Raw genomic sequence first — 16,578 nt, 5'->3', positions numbered from 1 at the left:
GCTGCCTGCAGAGTACTGGTAAAGCGGAGGAGATAAAACGCAGCTTTTGCCCGGTAACACCAGCGCACCTACCATTCAATCATATCTCCGAAACAGCGCCGGGTTTTGTCTCCGTATCCACCAGTGTCGGATGAGCAAACCCCCGGTGACAGTGATACCGGAAACCGTGACAACTGCAGGTACAACACTCCAGATATCAGAGTCATATGGAGAAGCATCCGGTACAGACACACCCCGAGTGGGGCGTTCTACAAACGTTCCTGTTCCCGATATGTTAGCTTGCTGAATAGCAGACGGGTGGAGAGTTGTCGTAACTCTCGCCGGTGTATTGGTGGCACGGGATGGTTCGGCAATAGTCGTGGTCTCCATTGCATTCGCAGGATGCGTTGGAACCCGGGTGGAAATGGCAAAAAATGAGAATCCGTCGGTCGATGCGGTGAAGTAATGATCATCCCCGGAACGGTTCTGATAGGTTGTCGTTAATTCTGACCAGATAGTATCCTGCAGGTGCATGAGACAGATGGACTCCGGTGTCAGATCGTTAGCCCGAAGCCATGAATCCGAAACAGCAAAGGTGATCGTGCCTGCACGGATGGCAGAGGGATGCAGGGCGACCGGTTCGATAGAAACGACCCCGGCAGTAATCCGGCCATTCCCGGGAGGGCGCGTGACCTCGGCGGATTCGACCACAATAAGATCAGTGGAGCCCAATGTCCTTGTAGGGACGAATGAGACAGAGATTATCGTGTAGGGATATTCAATATCCCGGGTTTTATCCGGAACAATGAAAAAGGTCATATTTCCCTCAGCAGGAGCGCCAGACGAGGTGGCAACAGATGAGCGGCCCCTGCCTGATCTTAGGCTCTCTGAAGCACCGCTTTCTGCTCCTGGAGTTACCGGTATAGTGACGGTCGTGGGCGGTGGCGATGGCAGGAGAATAGACATGACCGAAAACCCGTTAACGAGAACACTTTCCTGTCCGTCAGGATTTATTACAACAATGTTCCAGCTCCCGGTTTCCTGCCCGGTCAGATCGAATGAACACGTCAGCTGCGTTGAGCTGACTACGGTAACATTGGTGCCCACGATTTCTGCAAAGCCGGTCCGGTTCAGTTTCACCAAGGGTATAACAGTTGTATTGAAACCGGCCCCGGTGAGGTTGATATTACGGACAATAGTTGAATTAACCCCGCTCATGGGAGCTATCCCTATGACGATGGGTGGTGGGATCGGTGCGGTGAGAGAAAACCCGTTTACCAGCGCACCTGGTGCACCACCCGGATTTGCGACCAGAACCGTATACTCCCCCGCCGTCGTATTGGTCAGGTTGAATGTGCAGGTAAGCATCGAACTGGAGGATACCACAACATTCGTGGCCGGGATAGAGATCACACTTCCGACCTCCACAATCTCGAGAGCATTGCTGCTTTTACTTACCACATACGCATACGGGTTTGATACGGACACACTGGAAGGGACGTTCAGCAGCGCACCACCCGCACCGTTTAGTATAGTGCCAAGGTGTATCGGAACTGCAGGGTTCGATATGTCCACAATTTCAAGCGCATTACTCCCGGCGCTTGCCACATACGCATAGTGGTCCGATACGTAAACGCTGGCAGGACTGCCCAGCCAGGCTCCCCCAATACCGTTTATCAGGCCACCTTTATGTACCGGGATTGAAGGATTGGAAATATCCACAATCTCAAGTGCGTTACTCCCGGAACCCGCTACGTACGCATATTTCCCATATACAAAGACCCCCGAAGGGGATTTCAGAAACGGGGGGTTCGAACCGCCATCTTTAATCGTGCCCTTGTGAACCGGACCGGCCGGGTTGGATACATCCACGATCTCAAGTGCATTGCTTCCGGAACTCGCCACAAACGCATACCTGCCGGATACTGCTATGCCCGTGGGAGTTTTCAGAAGAGCGTCATTTTTAATGCTTCCGGTATGAACGGGGTTGGCCGGGTCCGATATGTCCACAATTTCCAGTGCATTACTCCCGGAACTGGCCATGTAGGCATAATTTCCGGAAACAAACACGGATTTTGGGGCATTCAGGAGGGCTCCACCGGTGCCGTTTGTTAAACTGCCTTTGTGGGTCGGATGAGCAGGATCGGAAACATCAACGATTTCGAGTGCATTGTTTCCGGAACTGGCAACATACGCGTAATTACCAGAAACGTATACCGATTTCGGGGCATTCAGGAGAGCCCCTCCGGCACCGTTAAGCAAGCTACCTTTGTGGAGGGGATGAGCCGGATCCGACACATCAATAATTTCAAGTGCGTTGCTCCCTTGACTTACGATAAAGGCTTCATCGCCAGACAGGTATGCGGCCTGCGGACCATTCAGAAATGGTCCTGTGATTCCTCCGTCGATGATGTTACCCTTGTGGGCCGGACGGGTATCGACGGGTACAAGGAGAACATGTGCGCCGGAATTGAAACCCGAACCAGATATATTTGCGATGAATATGCGGGTGGTGTTGACATCGGAATCAGGAGTGATATCAAAAACCAAAGGGGTCGTGACAGATCCGGCTATCCCCATCAGAAGGGGTAAAAGCATCAGAGCGAACAGGGTACGTGCTGACAGGAGGACGGGACCATTCATGGAACAACCTCAATAAGAATTTGCATATCCAGTTGGATTCCGGACTTGCCCGATTCACCGGACTTTGGATCTCTGGAAGTCTGTATCACAAAATGGAGGTAGAGAACTAATAAATATTGTGAATTGTATTTTTTATAAAAATACAATTGCATTGGCTGGCAACGGGTAAAAAAACGAAGATGGATTCGGAACCGATGGAGATGGGAACATCTTTATCGTTTATCTCAGTAAGAAAGAGGTGGCCCTTTCAACTAGTACGGTGAAAAGCGTTTAATGCAGCCATCGACATACACTGATGCGGTTAATCGTATGCTGGACATCGAAGACCTTCATGTGAATATCGGTGATAAGGAGGTGTTGCACGACATCAACCTCCACATCGAACCCGGGGAGACCCACGTGCTCATGGGCCCTAATGGCTCCGGGAAGACCACCCTTCTGATGACGCTGATGGGATTCTCCGGATATAAAATCACGCAGGGAAAGATCACCTTCAATGGAGAAGACGTGACCGCGATGCACGCCGATGAACGGTCTAGGCGCGGGATGGGCATGCTCTTCCAGCGACCACCCACCATTTCGGGGCTCAAGCTGGGCAAGCTCCTTATCGCTATTTCGCATGATAAGACCGTGGACATCCCCGAACTAGCCAAATCTGTGCACATGGGCGGGTTTTTGGAGAGGGACATCAATAAGGGGTTCTCGGGCGGGGAGATCAAAAGGAGCGAAGTGCTCCAGCTGATGATCCAGAACCCGAACTTTGTGATGCTTGACGAACCTGAGAGCGGCGTCGATCTCGAAAACATCTCACTCATCGGGAACGCCATCGGATCACTGCTCGAAAAGGAAAAAAGGATCGTAAAAAGGGCAAAGAGCGGTCTGGTGATCACCCATACGGGGTTTATCCTCGATTACATCGACGCGGATAAAGGGCACGTGATGTGCGACGGGATGATCAAATGCCACGGAAACCCACGGGAGATCTTAAAGGACATCAAACAGCGTGGCTATAAGGAGTGTCTGGAATGTCGCCAGAGCTGAACGCACCAGGAATATCCGAAGAGGACAAGGCACGGCTCACCCAATCGGGGATCGAACTGTCCATGCAGAACCGTTGCGGCAGCTACCTGCAGATGAATCAGGACGTTCTCCATGCTGAATGTCAGGAGGAAGGAATTGAAGTCCTCTCGTACAGGAAAGCGATGGAAAAGTACGACTGGCTCAAGGAGTACGAATGGAAGGCGGTACCCAAGGATAAGGACGAGATCACGCAGTACGTTGCATCCCAGACCGATCCAAAAGGTTACGTGATCATTGCCCATAAAGGCACAAAAAATATCCTCCCGATCCAGGCCTGCCTTTACCTGGGGCGGGAGACGATCCAGCACGTCCACAATATTATCATCGCCGAGGAGGGCGCAGAGCTCCACATCATATCAGGATGCACGAGTGGCGGCCACGTCGGCCAGGGTGCCGCACATTACGGCGTATCGGAGTTCTACATCAAAAAGAACGCGAAGATCAGCTTCACCATGATCCACACGTGGACCGAGAATATCGAAGTATTCCCGCGCAGCGCTTCCATCGTGGAAGAAAACGGGGTATTTTTATCCAACTATGTCTGCATGCAGCCGGTCAAGAAGATCCAGATGTACCCGACCGCGACCCTGAAAGGGGAGAACTCGGTTGCCCGGTTCTCAAGTATCATTATCGCTTCCCCCTCGTCGTATCTTGATATCGGGTCGAGGGCTATTCTTGAGGGGAAAGGTGCAAGCGCAGAGCTGGTCACCCGCGCCATCACCAAGGGCGGAACCATCATATCCCGTGGCCAGATCATCGGAAAGACCGCAGGCACGAAGGGACACTTGGAATGCAAGGGGCTGATTCTCAAGGACGGAACGATTTACGCAATCCCCGAGATCGATGGGCGCGTGGTCGGCACCGAGCTCTCGCACGAAGCTGCGGTCGGGAAGCTGGCACAGGAAGAGATCGAGTACCTGATGTCCCGGGGACTCTCTGAGGACGAGGCAACAGCAACGATCATCCGGGGATTCCTTGATGTCAAGATTGCAGGCCTCCCCGAGGCGCTCCAGAAGCAGATCGACGCCACGATTGATGTGGCAGAGAAAGCCGGATTTTAGGATTTTTACAGTACATGACGGCCCCATACCCGCGATTGGATGAACGCCTCAGGATGGTAGACCTCCAAATCGCGGCACGGGGTATCTATGATCCCCGGGTCCTTGCGGCGATGCGGGAGGTGCCCCGCCACCTGTTCGTCCCGCCACCATATGACCGTGATGCGTATGCGGACGCACCGCTCCCTATTGGCAGCGGGCAGACCATCTCCCAGCCCTATATCGTGGCACTCATGACTGAGCTGCTCCATCCCAAATCATCTGATAAGGTCCTTGAGATCGGTGCAGGGAGCGGGTACCAGGCCGCGATCCTTTCGCAGCTTGTCCGGAGCGTTGTTACCGTTGAACGAATTGGAACCGTGGCAGCACAGGCACGTTCCAACCTGGCAGCGGTTCATGCAGAGAACGTAGAGATTGTTGAAGGCGACGGGACACTGGGATACCCGCATTCAGCCCCGTACAGCGGAATTCTGGTCACGGCAGCAACACCCGAAATCCCCGATCCGCTCCTCGCCCAGCTTATGGATGAGGGAAGGCTGGTTGCCCCGGTGGGAAGCCGGTCGGTACAGGAGCTCGTGGTAGTAGAACGGCACGGCAGCCATTACCGCGAAGAGCGGCATGGTGATGTCCGGTTCGTGCCACTCATCGGAGAATACGGGTGGAGGGAGGAATAATCGATGAGAATTATCGACATCACACGGCCACTTTCCAGCACAACAGTTTCGTTTCCCGGGGATCCACCCCCCCGGTTTACCCAAATGGACGCAGGGTTATACCTGATCAGCGACCTCCACATGAACAGCCATTCGGGTACCCATATCGATGCGCCGGTCCATTATCTCAAGACCGGCGACACAATAGACAAAATTCCGCTCGATCACCTCATCGGCCCGTGCCGGATACTGAATGTAACTGCTGCCGGAAACACGATTACCGCAGCAGATCTTACAAACCGGCTTGGTTCGGCAAAACGGATCCTCTTAAAAACGAGTTTTTCGACTGAGACACAGTTCAGGGAGGATTTTCCTCATCTCGCTCTGGATGCGGCACTCCTGCTGAGGGATCAGGGAGCTCTCTGCGTGGGGATTGATTCCTTTTCCATCGAGACATTTGTCTGCGACGGATCCGTGCATCGCCGGCTTCTAGAAGGGGGCTGTATTATCATCGAACTCCTGAACCTTGCGGCAGTCGAAGAGGGGGACTATGAAATGGCAGCGCTCCCGCTGCGGCTCACCGGTCTTGATGGAGCACCGGCTCGTGTGGTACTTATCTCAAAGGATGAGAAATAATGGACATTATTGCTGATTCGGTAAACCGTCTCGAAGAGATCCTTTCGTGCAGCGGATGTGAAGAGACCGGGGTCCGTCTCGATGTCGACCCTGACGCAAAAATATGCCAGTACGAACGCGGCGCCTGCCTGACCGCATCGTTCGGAGGGAGGACTGCAGAATTTGTCACGGATGACCCGATCCGTGCGATGACCAGGATCTCCTTCATGTTCGGGGCGTCACTCGATACCCCGGCGGTCCGGAGCGCGGCATGTGCTATCATCAATGTAGCTACGGCATTCTTCTGCCTCTCCCGCGTGCGCCGATCCTGCCCTGTGGCTTCACATGCTGCATGCCTGAAGGAACTGACAGGAGAACTTACTGGGCGCCGTGTTTTCTGTGCAGGAGCACTACCTGCCCTGCAACGTTCGCGGAGGATCCAAATTACAGATAACATCCACGAAGCGGATACCATACTTGTCAATAACGAGGGTATAATTGCCCCGGATTTCGGGGACATGTTTGCCGCCTACAGTTCAGGAAAACGGATCATCTGGCTCGGGCCCTCGACATCAGGAGTCTGTAGGCTCCAGCAGGGAGAGCACTGGTGCCCGTACGGTCAGCCTATGCTGGAGGTTGTCCCGGATCCGTCGCGGCAGAACGGCTAAACCCTTTTTTATCCAAAAGGCCCATTTCATGTATGCTTTTCGGATCGTCAGGGATACGCCAGCGGTTTGATCAGCGTCTGATTCAGACCACGCTCGCGATCGGTGCGATCCTTGGGGAAAAATTTCCCGACTGCGTGGTGGGGACCGATACCAGGACCACCAGCCCGCTGCTTGCCTGTGCCCTCATTGCTGGTGTAACCGGTGCCGGGGGATCTGCACGCTCTGCCGGGATCGCCCCCACACCCTCGGTTGCATATTGCGCCAGAAGGGCGAAGGCGGGGTGCATGATCACCGCTTCCCACAACCCTGAGGAATATAATGGGATCAAACTCTTCAATCCTGACGGTTCATCGTTCACTCTGGCGCAGCAGAAGGCTGTAGAAGAATCACTCGGAGATCTACGCTGGACGGGTTGGCAAAACCAGGGTCCAGAGTCTGCTTTCGACGCTCTCAAACCCCATAAAAAGGCAATTCTCGACACGGTGTCCATCAAAGACGGAATCCCGGTTGTTCTGGATTGCGGCAACGGAGCCGGATCCGTACTGACACCTGGCATCCTGGCAGAGGCCGGGGTTCACACAACCTGCCTTAACTGCAATCCTTCCGGACAGTTTGGCCGGCCATCAGAACCTCTGAAGGAGCATTTGGGATACGTGGGGGAAATGGTCAGAAAGACAGGGGCGGCATGTGCGGTTGTCCATGACGGCGATGCCGACCGGATGATGGCATTTGACAACCTCGGAAGATATATCGACGGCGATCGCATGCTTCTGCTGTTAACTGAACATCTCGGCGCAAAAAAGGTAGTCACCACAAGCGATGCGTCCATGATGATTGAAGAGGTGGCAGAGGTGCACCGCACACCCGTAGGGGATGCATTTGTCTCCGAGGAGCTCCTTTCCTGGGGGGATTTTGGCGGCGAGCCAAGCGGCGCCTGGATCTTCCCCAAACATGTGCTCTGCCCGGACGGCCCGTGTGCCGCTGCAGTCTTCTGCGAGATTGCTTCAGACTGCAATATCGCCGAAAGGCTGGATGAACTGCCAATCTATCCGATTCTCAGGGAATCGATCCCCCATGAGCGGGCACGGGAGATCGTCACTTCCCTTGGCGCCACAAATCCAACTGACGGGATCCGGGTAGCGGATGAGGCCGGATGGTATCTTATCCGGGCCAGCGGCACCGAGCCCAAGATCCGGATCACCGCTGAAGGCACAACACCCGCTGCAGCAAAAATTATGCTGGATCGGGCAAAGACTCGCCTCCGGCAGGGGAAAACTGCTTAAATATTGCAGGATGAGCTGTACGTATGGAGTGCATAGTGCTTGCCGCAGGTGAGGGAAAGCGTATGCGCCCCCTCACTGCCCGGCGCCCGAAGGTAATGCTTCCGGTAGCAAACCGCCCGATGATGGAACATCTTGTCCTTGCAGCCCGCGATGCCGGGATTAGAGATTTTGTTTTTGTCGTTGGGTACGGGGAGCGTGAAGTCCGTAGTCACTTTGGCGACGGGAGCCGGTTCGGCATTCACGTGAGATATGCACCGCAGCGGCAGCAGGCAGGAACTGCTGATGCCCTCCGCTCCGCACAGGATCTCGTCAGTTGCCCTTTTCTGGCACTAAATGGTGATATGATCCTCTCTTCCGCCGATATTATCCATATGATGAAGACACCGGCACCCTGCATGGGTACCAGCACGACAGATCATCCGTGGGATTTCGGAGTGGTTCTCGTGGAGAATGACCGGGTTACATCTCTGGAAGAGAAATCAAAACGCCCAAAATCAAATACAATTAACGCTGGTGCCTACCATTTCACCCCGGATATTTTTGATCTGCTCGCAGGTGTCAGCCTCTCGTCGCGGGGTGAACTCGAACTCACCGACGCCCTCGGCATCATAATCGGGAGCAAGAGATTGGGAGCGGTCCCGCTTTCGACGTGGCTGGATATCGGTTATCCCTGGGATCTTCTGGACGCAAATGCAGCCCTGCTCAGCGGGGTTTCTTCAGAAAACAAGGGGACGATCGAAGAGGGGGTCCACGTATCCGGCCCGGTCCTTATCGGACAAGGTACAGTGGTGAAATCGGGCACCTACATTGAAGGGCCATGCATCATCGGAAACAATTGCCGGATCGGGCCCCATGTGTTCATCAGGGGGGCCACAAGCATTGGCGACGAGTGCCATATCGGGCACTGTACAGAGATCAAAAACTCAGTGATCATGGCAAGAACCAAGATCCCCCACTTCAACTATGTCGGGGATTCTGTCATCGGCAGCGGGTGCAATTTCGGCGCGGGTACAAAGATAGCCAACCTGCGCCATGATCATGCACCCGTGAAATCCGGCGGAAAGGATACCCGGCGCACCAAATTTGGTGCTGTTATCGGGGATAATGTGAGCTTTGGGATTAACTGCTCGGTAAATGTCGGTTCGGTAGTCGGCAGCAATGCTCATTTTGCACCGAATTCAGTTATTGAGGGCAGTTTCGGTGAAAACTCAACGATCCGGTAGGTATGGTTATGCAGGCTGTTATTCTTGCGGCTGGTGAAGGCAGGCGGGTTCGTCCGCTGACCTGGAGCCGGCCAAAGGCGATGATCCCGGTGGCAAACCGCCCCATCATCGCGTATACGATCGATGCACTGGTGGCAAACGGTATACGGGATATTATCGTCGTTGTCGGCTATCGCAGGGAGCAGGTGACGAGGTTTCTGAACCAGCTCGATCTGCCCATCGAGGTGGTTGTTCAGGAAAAACAGCTCGGAACCGCCCATGCGCTTCAGCAGGCAGAATCCAGGATTTCGGAAAATTTCCTGCTCCTGCCCGGGGACAACTATATCGACACCCAATCGATTGCCAAAATCAGGGAAAGTACCAATGCAGTCCTCGTAAAAGATCATCCAAGCCCATCAAATTTCGGGGTGATCACGCTCCGCGACGGCTGTCTTGAAAGCATCGTGGAAAAACCTGAGCATGCCCAGAGTTTCCTGGTCAGTACCGGGATTTACTCGCTCCGGAAAGACTTTTTCCGATATATACGGGGTAATGATATCACAGAAGCAATTGCCGGTATGATCGATGAGGGATTACCCATAAATGCCATTACTGCCGATGACTGGCAGGATGCTATATACCCATGGGACCTGCTCCGGCTCAACCAGCGCCTCCTTAAACATATTCCTGCAGCACGGGAAGGTACGGTAAGCCGCCACGCAACAATCCATGGGCCGGTTAAGATTGGCAGTGGTACAATTGTCGGGCCAAATACCGTGATCTCGGGGCCTGTCGTAATTGGAGATAACTGCACGATCGGGCCAAACTGCTGTATCCTCCCCAACACCAGCATTGGATCGCGGGTTATGGTAGAGTCGCTCTCTGTGATCGGGAACGCTATTATCATGGACGATACGATGGTGGGATCCCATTCCCGTATCGTGGATTCGGTCATCAGCGAACGGTGCAGACTTGCCGATCATACTTCCGCGGGTACCGCCAGCGGCATTATTGAGATTGAAGATATCCCGATCCATTCCCAGTTCGGAGCCATTCTTGGAGACAATGTCACCTGCGGTCCGTTCAACCGGCTCGGAAACAGCATCATCGGTAACAATGCCACTCTTGAAGGGAGCCGGGATGTGCGCTCACGGGTTATTCCGGATGGCGCCGTGGTGATATAACGTGTGCGGGATTGTCGGGTATATCGGGAGACGACAGGCTGCTCCCCTGATCCTCGAAGGTTTAAAAAAACTTGAATACCGTGGGTACGACTCTTTCGGGATCGCAACCCTCGGAAACCACATTGAAGTCGAGAAACACAAAGGCCGGATCTCGGAGCATGCCGGCGCGATCCGGCTGCATGGTACGGCTGGTATCGGCCATACCCGCTGGGCGACTCATGGCGTTCCCAATGACATCAACGCGCACCCACACACGGACTGCACCGGACGGATCGCTCTTGTCCACAACGGCATCATCGAAAATTATGCCGAAATAAAAAAAGAACTCGATGCCCTGGGGCATATGTTCCGGTCAGAGACGGACACCGAGGTGATTGCCCATCTCGTTGAGGAGCAGTATGCGAAAAACCCGGATCTCCTTCGGGCAGTAAAGGATGTTCTCCCGCATCTGAAAGGATCATACGCGATCCTGGTCATTGCGGAGGGATATGAGGGAATTGTCGCAGCCCGGAACGGCAGTCCGCTTGTGCTGGGAATTGGCGATAATGAATACTTCGCTGCATCGGACATGACACCAGTCCTGGAGTATACGGAACGTGCCATTTTTCTTGAAGATGGCGATATCGCCCATCTGACCCGGAAAGGCTGTACGGTTTATCATGACGATTGCCCGGTGGATCGCCCGGTGGAACTGATCGACTGGGCCCCCGAAGAGATTCGGAAAGGGGGATTCGATCATTACATGCAAAAGGAGATCTACGAGCAGCCACAGGCCTTCTTTACTACACTGCGGGCAGTTGACAGGTATGCCCTCCCTCCCTTTGTCTGCAACGTCCCCTCCATATCCCTTGTCGCCTGCGGTTCATCGTACCATGCCGGTCTGATCTTCAAATACCTGCTCGAAGCGTCCTGCGGTATCGCCACACGGGTGGACTTCGCCTCAGAGTTCAAGTATTTCTCCCCGCCGATGAATGGTCTGGTGATCGGTATCACCCAGTCCGGCGAGACCGCGGATACGCTCGCCGCCCTCAAACAGGCACGGATCCACAACTGCCGTACCCTTGCTATTACCAATGTCTTAGGCAGCTCCGCATGCCGGGTCGCCGATGCAACGCTCTTCATGCGTGCCGGTCCTGAGATCAGCGTTGCTGCCACCAAATCATTTATCGCCCAGCTCGCGGTCCTGATGCAGATCATTGATGCGCGCTGTGACGGCAGATACGATGATGTGCTCCAGCGTGCACACCAGGCTATTGAGGATGTCCTTCTCATGGATTTCTCATCGGCAGTCGATCTGTGCACGGATGCCTCGAGCATTTTTTATATCGGCCGCGGTCCATTCTACCCGGTTGCGCTGGAAGGCGCCCTCAAGATGAAGGAGATCTCCTATATCCATGCGGAGGGGTATGCCGCCGGTGAGCTCAAGCACGGGCCCTTTGCTCTCCTCTCACCTGAAACTCCGGTCATTGCCATCTGCATGCCGGGAGAGACATACGGAGTCATGGTCTCCAATATCAAAGAGTGCAAGGCCCGGGGAGCGCCGGTCATAGCGCTCGGTAGCGACGGCGATGCGGAACTACCCAGCGTAGTCGATGTTTTTATTCCCCTGCCCAGAACACACCTCTTTGTTGAGGTGCTCACGACTCTGGTGGCACTCCAGATCATCGCATATCGGACTGCCGTGAAACTGGGGAGGGATATCGATAAACCAAGAAACCTTGCAAAGAGCGTGACAGTAGAATGATCGAATACGGGATCAATAAAACCGGTACCGGTCTCCAGGTCTTCGAACCGGTAACACTTGGCTTTCCCTCGCGGGAAAATATCGGGAAGACCGGATTTTCCGGAACTACGATAGGAATGGATGCAGTTCTCAGGTCCGGCACCATCATCTACTGCGATGTAACGATCGGGGATCGGTTCCAGACCGGACACAATGTCATAATCCGCGAAAAAACACGGATCGGAAACCATGTCTCCGTAGGGACCGGAGTTGTTATCGAAGGAAACACACAGATAGGAGACAATGCAAACCTCCAGAGCATGGTGTACATCCCCACCAATACCTCAATCGGGGACCGGGTGTTTATCGGGCCCAATGCGGTGCTGACCAATGACCGGTACCCGCCCTCGGGAACAGGGGGGCTCGTCGGGCCGGTGATAGAGAATGGTGCAGCTATCGGGGCCAATGTAACCATTCTTCCGGGTGTCCGTATCGGGGAGGGGGCGCTCGTAGCCGCGGCCGCGGTGGTGACCCGCGATGTACCGGCGCACATGCTTGCCGTGGGGGCGCCGGCAAAGATACGGGGACTGCCATCAGCGCTTACCCGGAAAACCTAAAAAACAGATCAAAGCCGGTTACCCTGATGTACCCCATAGTAACGAGGTGTCCATGAAGATCCTCCTTGTCTCCAGCCAAGACTACATCCACCATCCCGTCCCTTCGCGGCACCACAACATCTTCGAGGAACTCGCCCGGCGCCATGAGGTCCATGTGGCGCATTTCCATGTCAGCCGCGGGGCTCTCCGGCCTACCCGGCTCATCGTTGAGGAGGCCACGCAATTCCCGGTGAAAAGTCCGCTCCTTCACTATACGATCAACGCGCCCTACCATTACCACATCTTCAACAAAATTATCAGGGAAAACCATATTGAGATCGTGGTTGCGGCCCATGTTCTTGCCGGATCTGCGGTTATCTCCGCGGCGAAGCGGCACCATGTCCCGGTGCTCTTCGATCTCAAGGACTGGTTCCCGGACTCAGCCGCCGCTTATTTCAAAAACCGGTATCTGGCAGAATTAGTCAGGAAAGGGGTCTGGGAGATCACCAGAAGGAATCTTTCCCGAAGCGACCGGATCACCACCGTTTCTCCATCGCTGGTGGACAAACTTAAAGGCTTGGGGTTTTCAGCAGAACTTGTCACGAACGGGGTTGACACAGATCTCTTTGTTCCTCATGACGGGACAGAGATGCGAAGGATGCTGGGGATCGATCCTGATGATTTCATTATCGGTTTTTCCGGGAGCATTGAACGCTGGTATGCGATCGATGAAATGATCCGGGCACTTCCTGAGTTGATCCGGTACCGCAAAAACACCCGGCTCCTTATCATCGGAGGATCCCTCTTTACGGATTATGAGGGGGAGCTCCGGCTGCTTGCTGATTCGCTTGGTGTATCCAAGCATGTGATATTTACCGGAACAAGACCTTATGCTGAACTCCCCCGGTATATTGCCTGTATGGATATCTGCACGATTCCCCTCTCCCCCCCACAGTGGGGGGACATCGCCCTGCCCAATAAGTTCTTTGAGTACTCCGCCTGCGGAAAACCCATTCTTATGCGGCCAATCCCGGATGTTACCCGCATCGGGGGTCAGAACCTCTATGTGTACCGGACTCGGGATGAATACCTTTCTCAGGTTAAAGACCTGATGGATAACCCCGCAGGATTTAAGATCAACATGAAAGACTACAGCTGGAAAGAAAAAGCCAGCCAGTTTGAATCCCTCTTTTCAGATTTGGTTATTTAGAAAAATCCAAATCATTAATGCCCAAAAAAAAGAACTTATACCCTGTAAGGAGATCTAATGCAATATTTCGATTATAAAAACCGCCGGAACTGGATGATCGCCGGACTCGTCGGCATTTTTGTCATCTTTTCCATATGGCTCCGCGTGTTACCCATGCTTTCCATGGGTCATACCGATGTTCTTTCATTGGTGGGGAGTGATGACCCGCTCTATAATCTGCGCCAGGTCGAACAACTGCTCACCAATCATTTTACCTATACCTGGTTTGACCCGATGACCCAGTATCCTGTGGGCAGCAACGTATACTGGGGCCCGTTGTTCATCTACATTTCCGGCTTTGCATGCTGGATTGCGGGCGCTACAACGCGTCCGGAAATTATCAGTGTCTGCCTGCTCGTGCCGGTTGCAATGGCGGCAATAACGGTTGTCCTGATGTATTATGTCGGAAAGATCTGCGGGGACTGGAAGACCGGGCTCCTTGCTTCGGGATTCACCGCAGTCGTTACAGGACAGTTTTTTTACCGGTCCCTATACGGCTACTTTGACCACCATATCGGGGAAGTGCTCTTTTCAACCCTTTTCTGTCTCGTGTACCTGTATATTCTCATTTCAGAAAAGGACGCACCTATCGACCTGAAAAATTTTACAACATGGAAAAAGACAGCGCTGTTATCCGTGCTCGCAGGCATTGCCTACCTTCTTGGCCTGTTCCTGATGCCGACCATGATCGTATTTGCCCTTATGGTGGTCCTCTTTACCGTCATCCAGTTTATAATTGGAGTCTACCGTGAGAAACCGGGGGACTATATTCTTATTACCAATACAGTTATTTTCACAGTTGCTATCATCGGGCTTCTTCTCTTCGGGTTCAAGAGCCCGGGACTGGATCTTTCCAACTATTCTGTTGGCCATGTCTACGCATACCTTGCGATTATCGCGGGAACCGGAGTATTATACCTCCTCGTCCGGTATCTGAAGGGAAAACCAAAATATTATTATCCCGTTTCTCTTGTCGGTCTGGCAGTTATCGGTGCAGTAGTTTTGCATGTAACCGGCCCGCAATTCTTCGACCAGCTTGTTAATGCTGCTGTGCAGTTTTTCGGACAGGCACCGGTAACAAATACGGTCCAGGAGGCCCGCGGCTGGTCTCTTGCGGCTGCATGGACCACGTTCAACTACGGGCTCATCCTCATGGCCGGGGGCATGCTGGTAATCCTGTACAGCATCTGGCGCGAAGACCGCCCCCACGAGGTCTTTACGCTGGTCTGGTCTGCAATCATCTTTTACTCGACCTGCCAGCACATCAGGTACGAGTATTACCTCGCCGTCAATGTCGCATTGCTTTCAGCCATCTGCGTGAGTTTTGTCTACGAGTGGGGCCGGGAAGATCTCAGCCGTCTTCTGGCGGGCTTCACGAAAAGTGCAGGACTGGAAGAGCCATCAGGTAAATCTGATGACTTACAAACCAGAAGGAAAAAACAGAAAAAAGCGCAGAAACAGGATCCGGGATTAACCCCGGCACGATACACCGTGCTCGCCCTCGTAATCATTACTGCAGGACTTGGTATTCTCTTTGCGTATACCTCCGCATCATACAGCTACATTAATGCATCCGGTAATCCGCTTGTCATGAATCAGGACTGGAAGGATTCCCTGATCTGGATGGCGAACAACACTCCGTCAACCGGTGTCGATTATTACACCATCTATGACAAGAGCAGTTTTGTGTACCCCAATACCTCTTACGGTGTAATGTCCTGGTGGGATTACGGCCACATGATCACTTATATTGCACAACGGATCCCCAACGCCAACCCGTTCCAAGCAGGAGTAAGCGGCCCGGATGGATCTGCCGCCTATTTCATGGCAACCAATGAATCAACAGCAAATACCATTCTCGACCATGATGGTACTCGGTACGTGATTACCGATATTGAGATGGACACCGGCAAATTCTGGGCAATGGCAACTTGGTTTAACCCCACCATTGCGGCTGCACCCTACCAGATGACCGTACTAATTCCCGGGCAGACCGAATCGAGCGGATACCAGTCTGCATCCCTGAATGAGGCCCCCTACTACGAAACGATGGTCTCTAAGCTGCATAACTTCGATGGATCTATGGCTTCGGCCACTGCAGCATACTATGTAGAGTATGCAGACTCGAATGTCACGCATATCTCATACCCGGTCCTGACCAATGCCGAAGCGATGGATGTGTCCGCAGCCACAACCCGGGCAGCACAGTACAACCAGAATGCTCCTGCAGGTTACCACGCCACCGTGCTCAGCTCCTCGGTAGTCCTTCCCCTCACCGATATCCCGGCCCTGCAACATTACCGGCTTGTCCATGAGTCTTCCACAAGTGAACTTACAACGAACAAAACCGACGTGAAGTATGTTAAAATCTTCGAATATGTCAAGGGCGCTCACATTAAAGGATCGGGGATTATTGATCTCCCGGTTGTTACTAATACTGGCAGGAACTTCACCTACCGCCAGCAGAGCGTGGATGGCGAATTTATCGTCCCCTATTCCACGACCGGCAATCCCTATGATGTGAAAGCGACCGGCAGTTACCAGATCGAAGGCACCGGCCAAACATTTGATGTGCCTGAGTCTGCAGTCATGCAGGGACTGACCATCAATTAATTTTTCCGAAAACCCATCAATGAAAGAGCGCA

At 53.5% G+C, this 16,578-nt stretch carries 13 protein-coding genes; 12 read left to right on the top strand and 1 reads right to left on the bottom strand.

Translation table 11 applies throughout. From position 1 onward, the window contains the following. Positions 1-75: 75 nt before the first annotated feature. Positions 76-2,622 carry a PGF-pre-PGF domain-containing protein gene (locus VMS83_RS05460; protein ID WP_325410633.1) on the bottom strand — a complete coding sequence of 849 codons (2,547 nt, stop codon included), beginning with the start codon at positions 2,620-2,622 and terminating at the stop codon, positions 76-78. A 309-nt stretch (positions 2,623-2,931) separates the two neighbouring features. Between VMS83_RS05460 and VMS83_RS05455 the strand changes: the two genes are divergently transcribed. The 12 genes from VMS83_RS05455 to VMS83_RS05400 all read left to right on the top strand — a co-directional run bounded on the left by VMS83_RS05455 (position 2,932) and on the right by VMS83_RS05400 (position 16,546). Next, the gene (locus tag VMS83_RS05455; protein ID WP_325410631.1) at positions 2,932-3,663 is read left to right on the top strand and encodes an ABC transporter ATP-binding protein; all 732 of its coding nucleotides are present in this window, start codon (positions 2,932-2,934) and stop codon (positions 3,661-3,663) included. Then, positions 3,648-4,763 carry a SufD family Fe-S cluster assembly protein gene (locus VMS83_RS05450; protein ID WP_325410630.1) on the top strand — a complete coding sequence of 372 codons (1,116 nt, stop codon included), beginning with the start codon at positions 3,648-3,650 and terminating at the stop codon, positions 4,761-4,763. The genes VMS83_RS05455 and VMS83_RS05450 overlap by 16 nt, the downstream gene beginning before the upstream one ends. Before the next feature lie 14 nt (positions 4,764-4,777). After that, positions 4,778-5,434 (top strand): protein-L-isoaspartate(D-aspartate) O-methyltransferase, encoded by a 657-nt coding sequence (locus VMS83_RS05445; RefSeq protein ID WP_325410628.1) that lies wholly within the window; start codon positions 4,778-4,780, stop codon positions 5,432-5,434. 3 nt (positions 5,435-5,437) lie between these two features. Next, positions 5,438-6,049 (top strand): cyclase family protein, encoded by a 612-nt coding sequence (locus VMS83_RS05440; RefSeq protein WP_325410626.1) that lies wholly within the window; start codon positions 5,438-5,440, stop codon positions 6,047-6,049. Then, positions 6,049-6,696: a hypothetical protein gene (locus tag VMS83_RS05435; protein ID WP_325410624.1), complete on the top strand. Its 648-nt coding sequence runs from the start codon at positions 6,049-6,051 to the stop codon at positions 6,694-6,696. Before VMS83_RS05440 ends, VMS83_RS05435 begins: the two co-directional genes overlap by 1 nt. 32 nt (positions 6,697-6,728) lie before the next feature. Then, on the top strand, positions 6,729-7,979 hold the full coding sequence (locus VMS83_RS05430) for a phosphopentomutase/phosphoglucosamine mutase (RefSeq protein WP_325410622.1): 1,251 nt from the start codon (positions 6,729-6,731) through the stop codon (positions 7,977-7,979). Between the two features lie 23 nt (positions 7,980-8,002). Then, entirely contained in the window at positions 8,003-9,202 is a 1,200-nt protein-coding gene (gene glmU / locus VMS83_RS05425; protein ID WP_325410620.1) for a bifunctional sugar-1-phosphate nucleotidylyltransferase/acetyltransferase, read from the top strand. Positions 9,203-9,210: 8 nt separating this feature from the next. Beyond that, on the top strand, positions 9,211-10,365 hold the full coding sequence (gene glmU, locus VMS83_RS05420; RefSeq protein WP_325410618.1) for a bifunctional sugar-1-phosphate nucleotidylyltransferase/acetyltransferase: 1,155 nt from the start codon (positions 9,211-9,213) through the stop codon (positions 10,363-10,365). Position 10,366: 1 nt separating this feature from the next. Continuing rightward, positions 10,367-12,109: a glutamine--fructose-6-phosphate transaminase (isomerizing) gene (gene glmS / locus VMS83_RS05415; protein WP_325410616.1), complete on the top strand. Its 1,743-nt coding sequence runs from the start codon at positions 10,367-10,369 to the stop codon at positions 12,107-12,109. Next, positions 12,106-12,705 (top strand): acyltransferase, encoded by a 600-nt coding sequence (locus VMS83_RS05410; RefSeq protein ID WP_325410614.1) that lies wholly within the window; start codon positions 12,106-12,108, stop codon positions 12,703-12,705. Before glmS ends, VMS83_RS05410 begins: the two co-directional genes overlap by 4 nt. Positions 12,706-12,757: 52 nt before the next feature. Next, a complete protein-coding gene (locus tag VMS83_RS05405; RefSeq protein ID WP_325410613.1) occupies positions 12,758-13,894 on the top strand; it encodes a glycosyltransferase in 1,137 nt (378 codons plus the stop codon). 93 nt (positions 13,895-13,987) lie between these two features. Next, positions 13,988-16,546 carry an oligosaccharyl transferase, archaeosortase A system-associated gene (locus tag VMS83_RS05400; RefSeq protein WP_325410611.1) on the top strand — a complete coding sequence of 853 codons (2,559 nt, stop codon included), beginning with the start codon at positions 13,988-13,990 and terminating at the stop codon, positions 16,544-16,546. The last annotated feature ends 32 nt before the right edge of the window (positions 16,547-16,578 follow it).

This window comes from Methanoregula sp. (assembly GCF_035543475.1).
GTDB lineage: Archaea > Halobacteriota > Methanomicrobia > Methanomicrobiales > Methanospirillaceae > Methanoregula.
The sequence above is the reverse complement of the archived record's forward strand: the minus strand, read 5'-3'. Positions and strand labels throughout refer to the sequence as shown.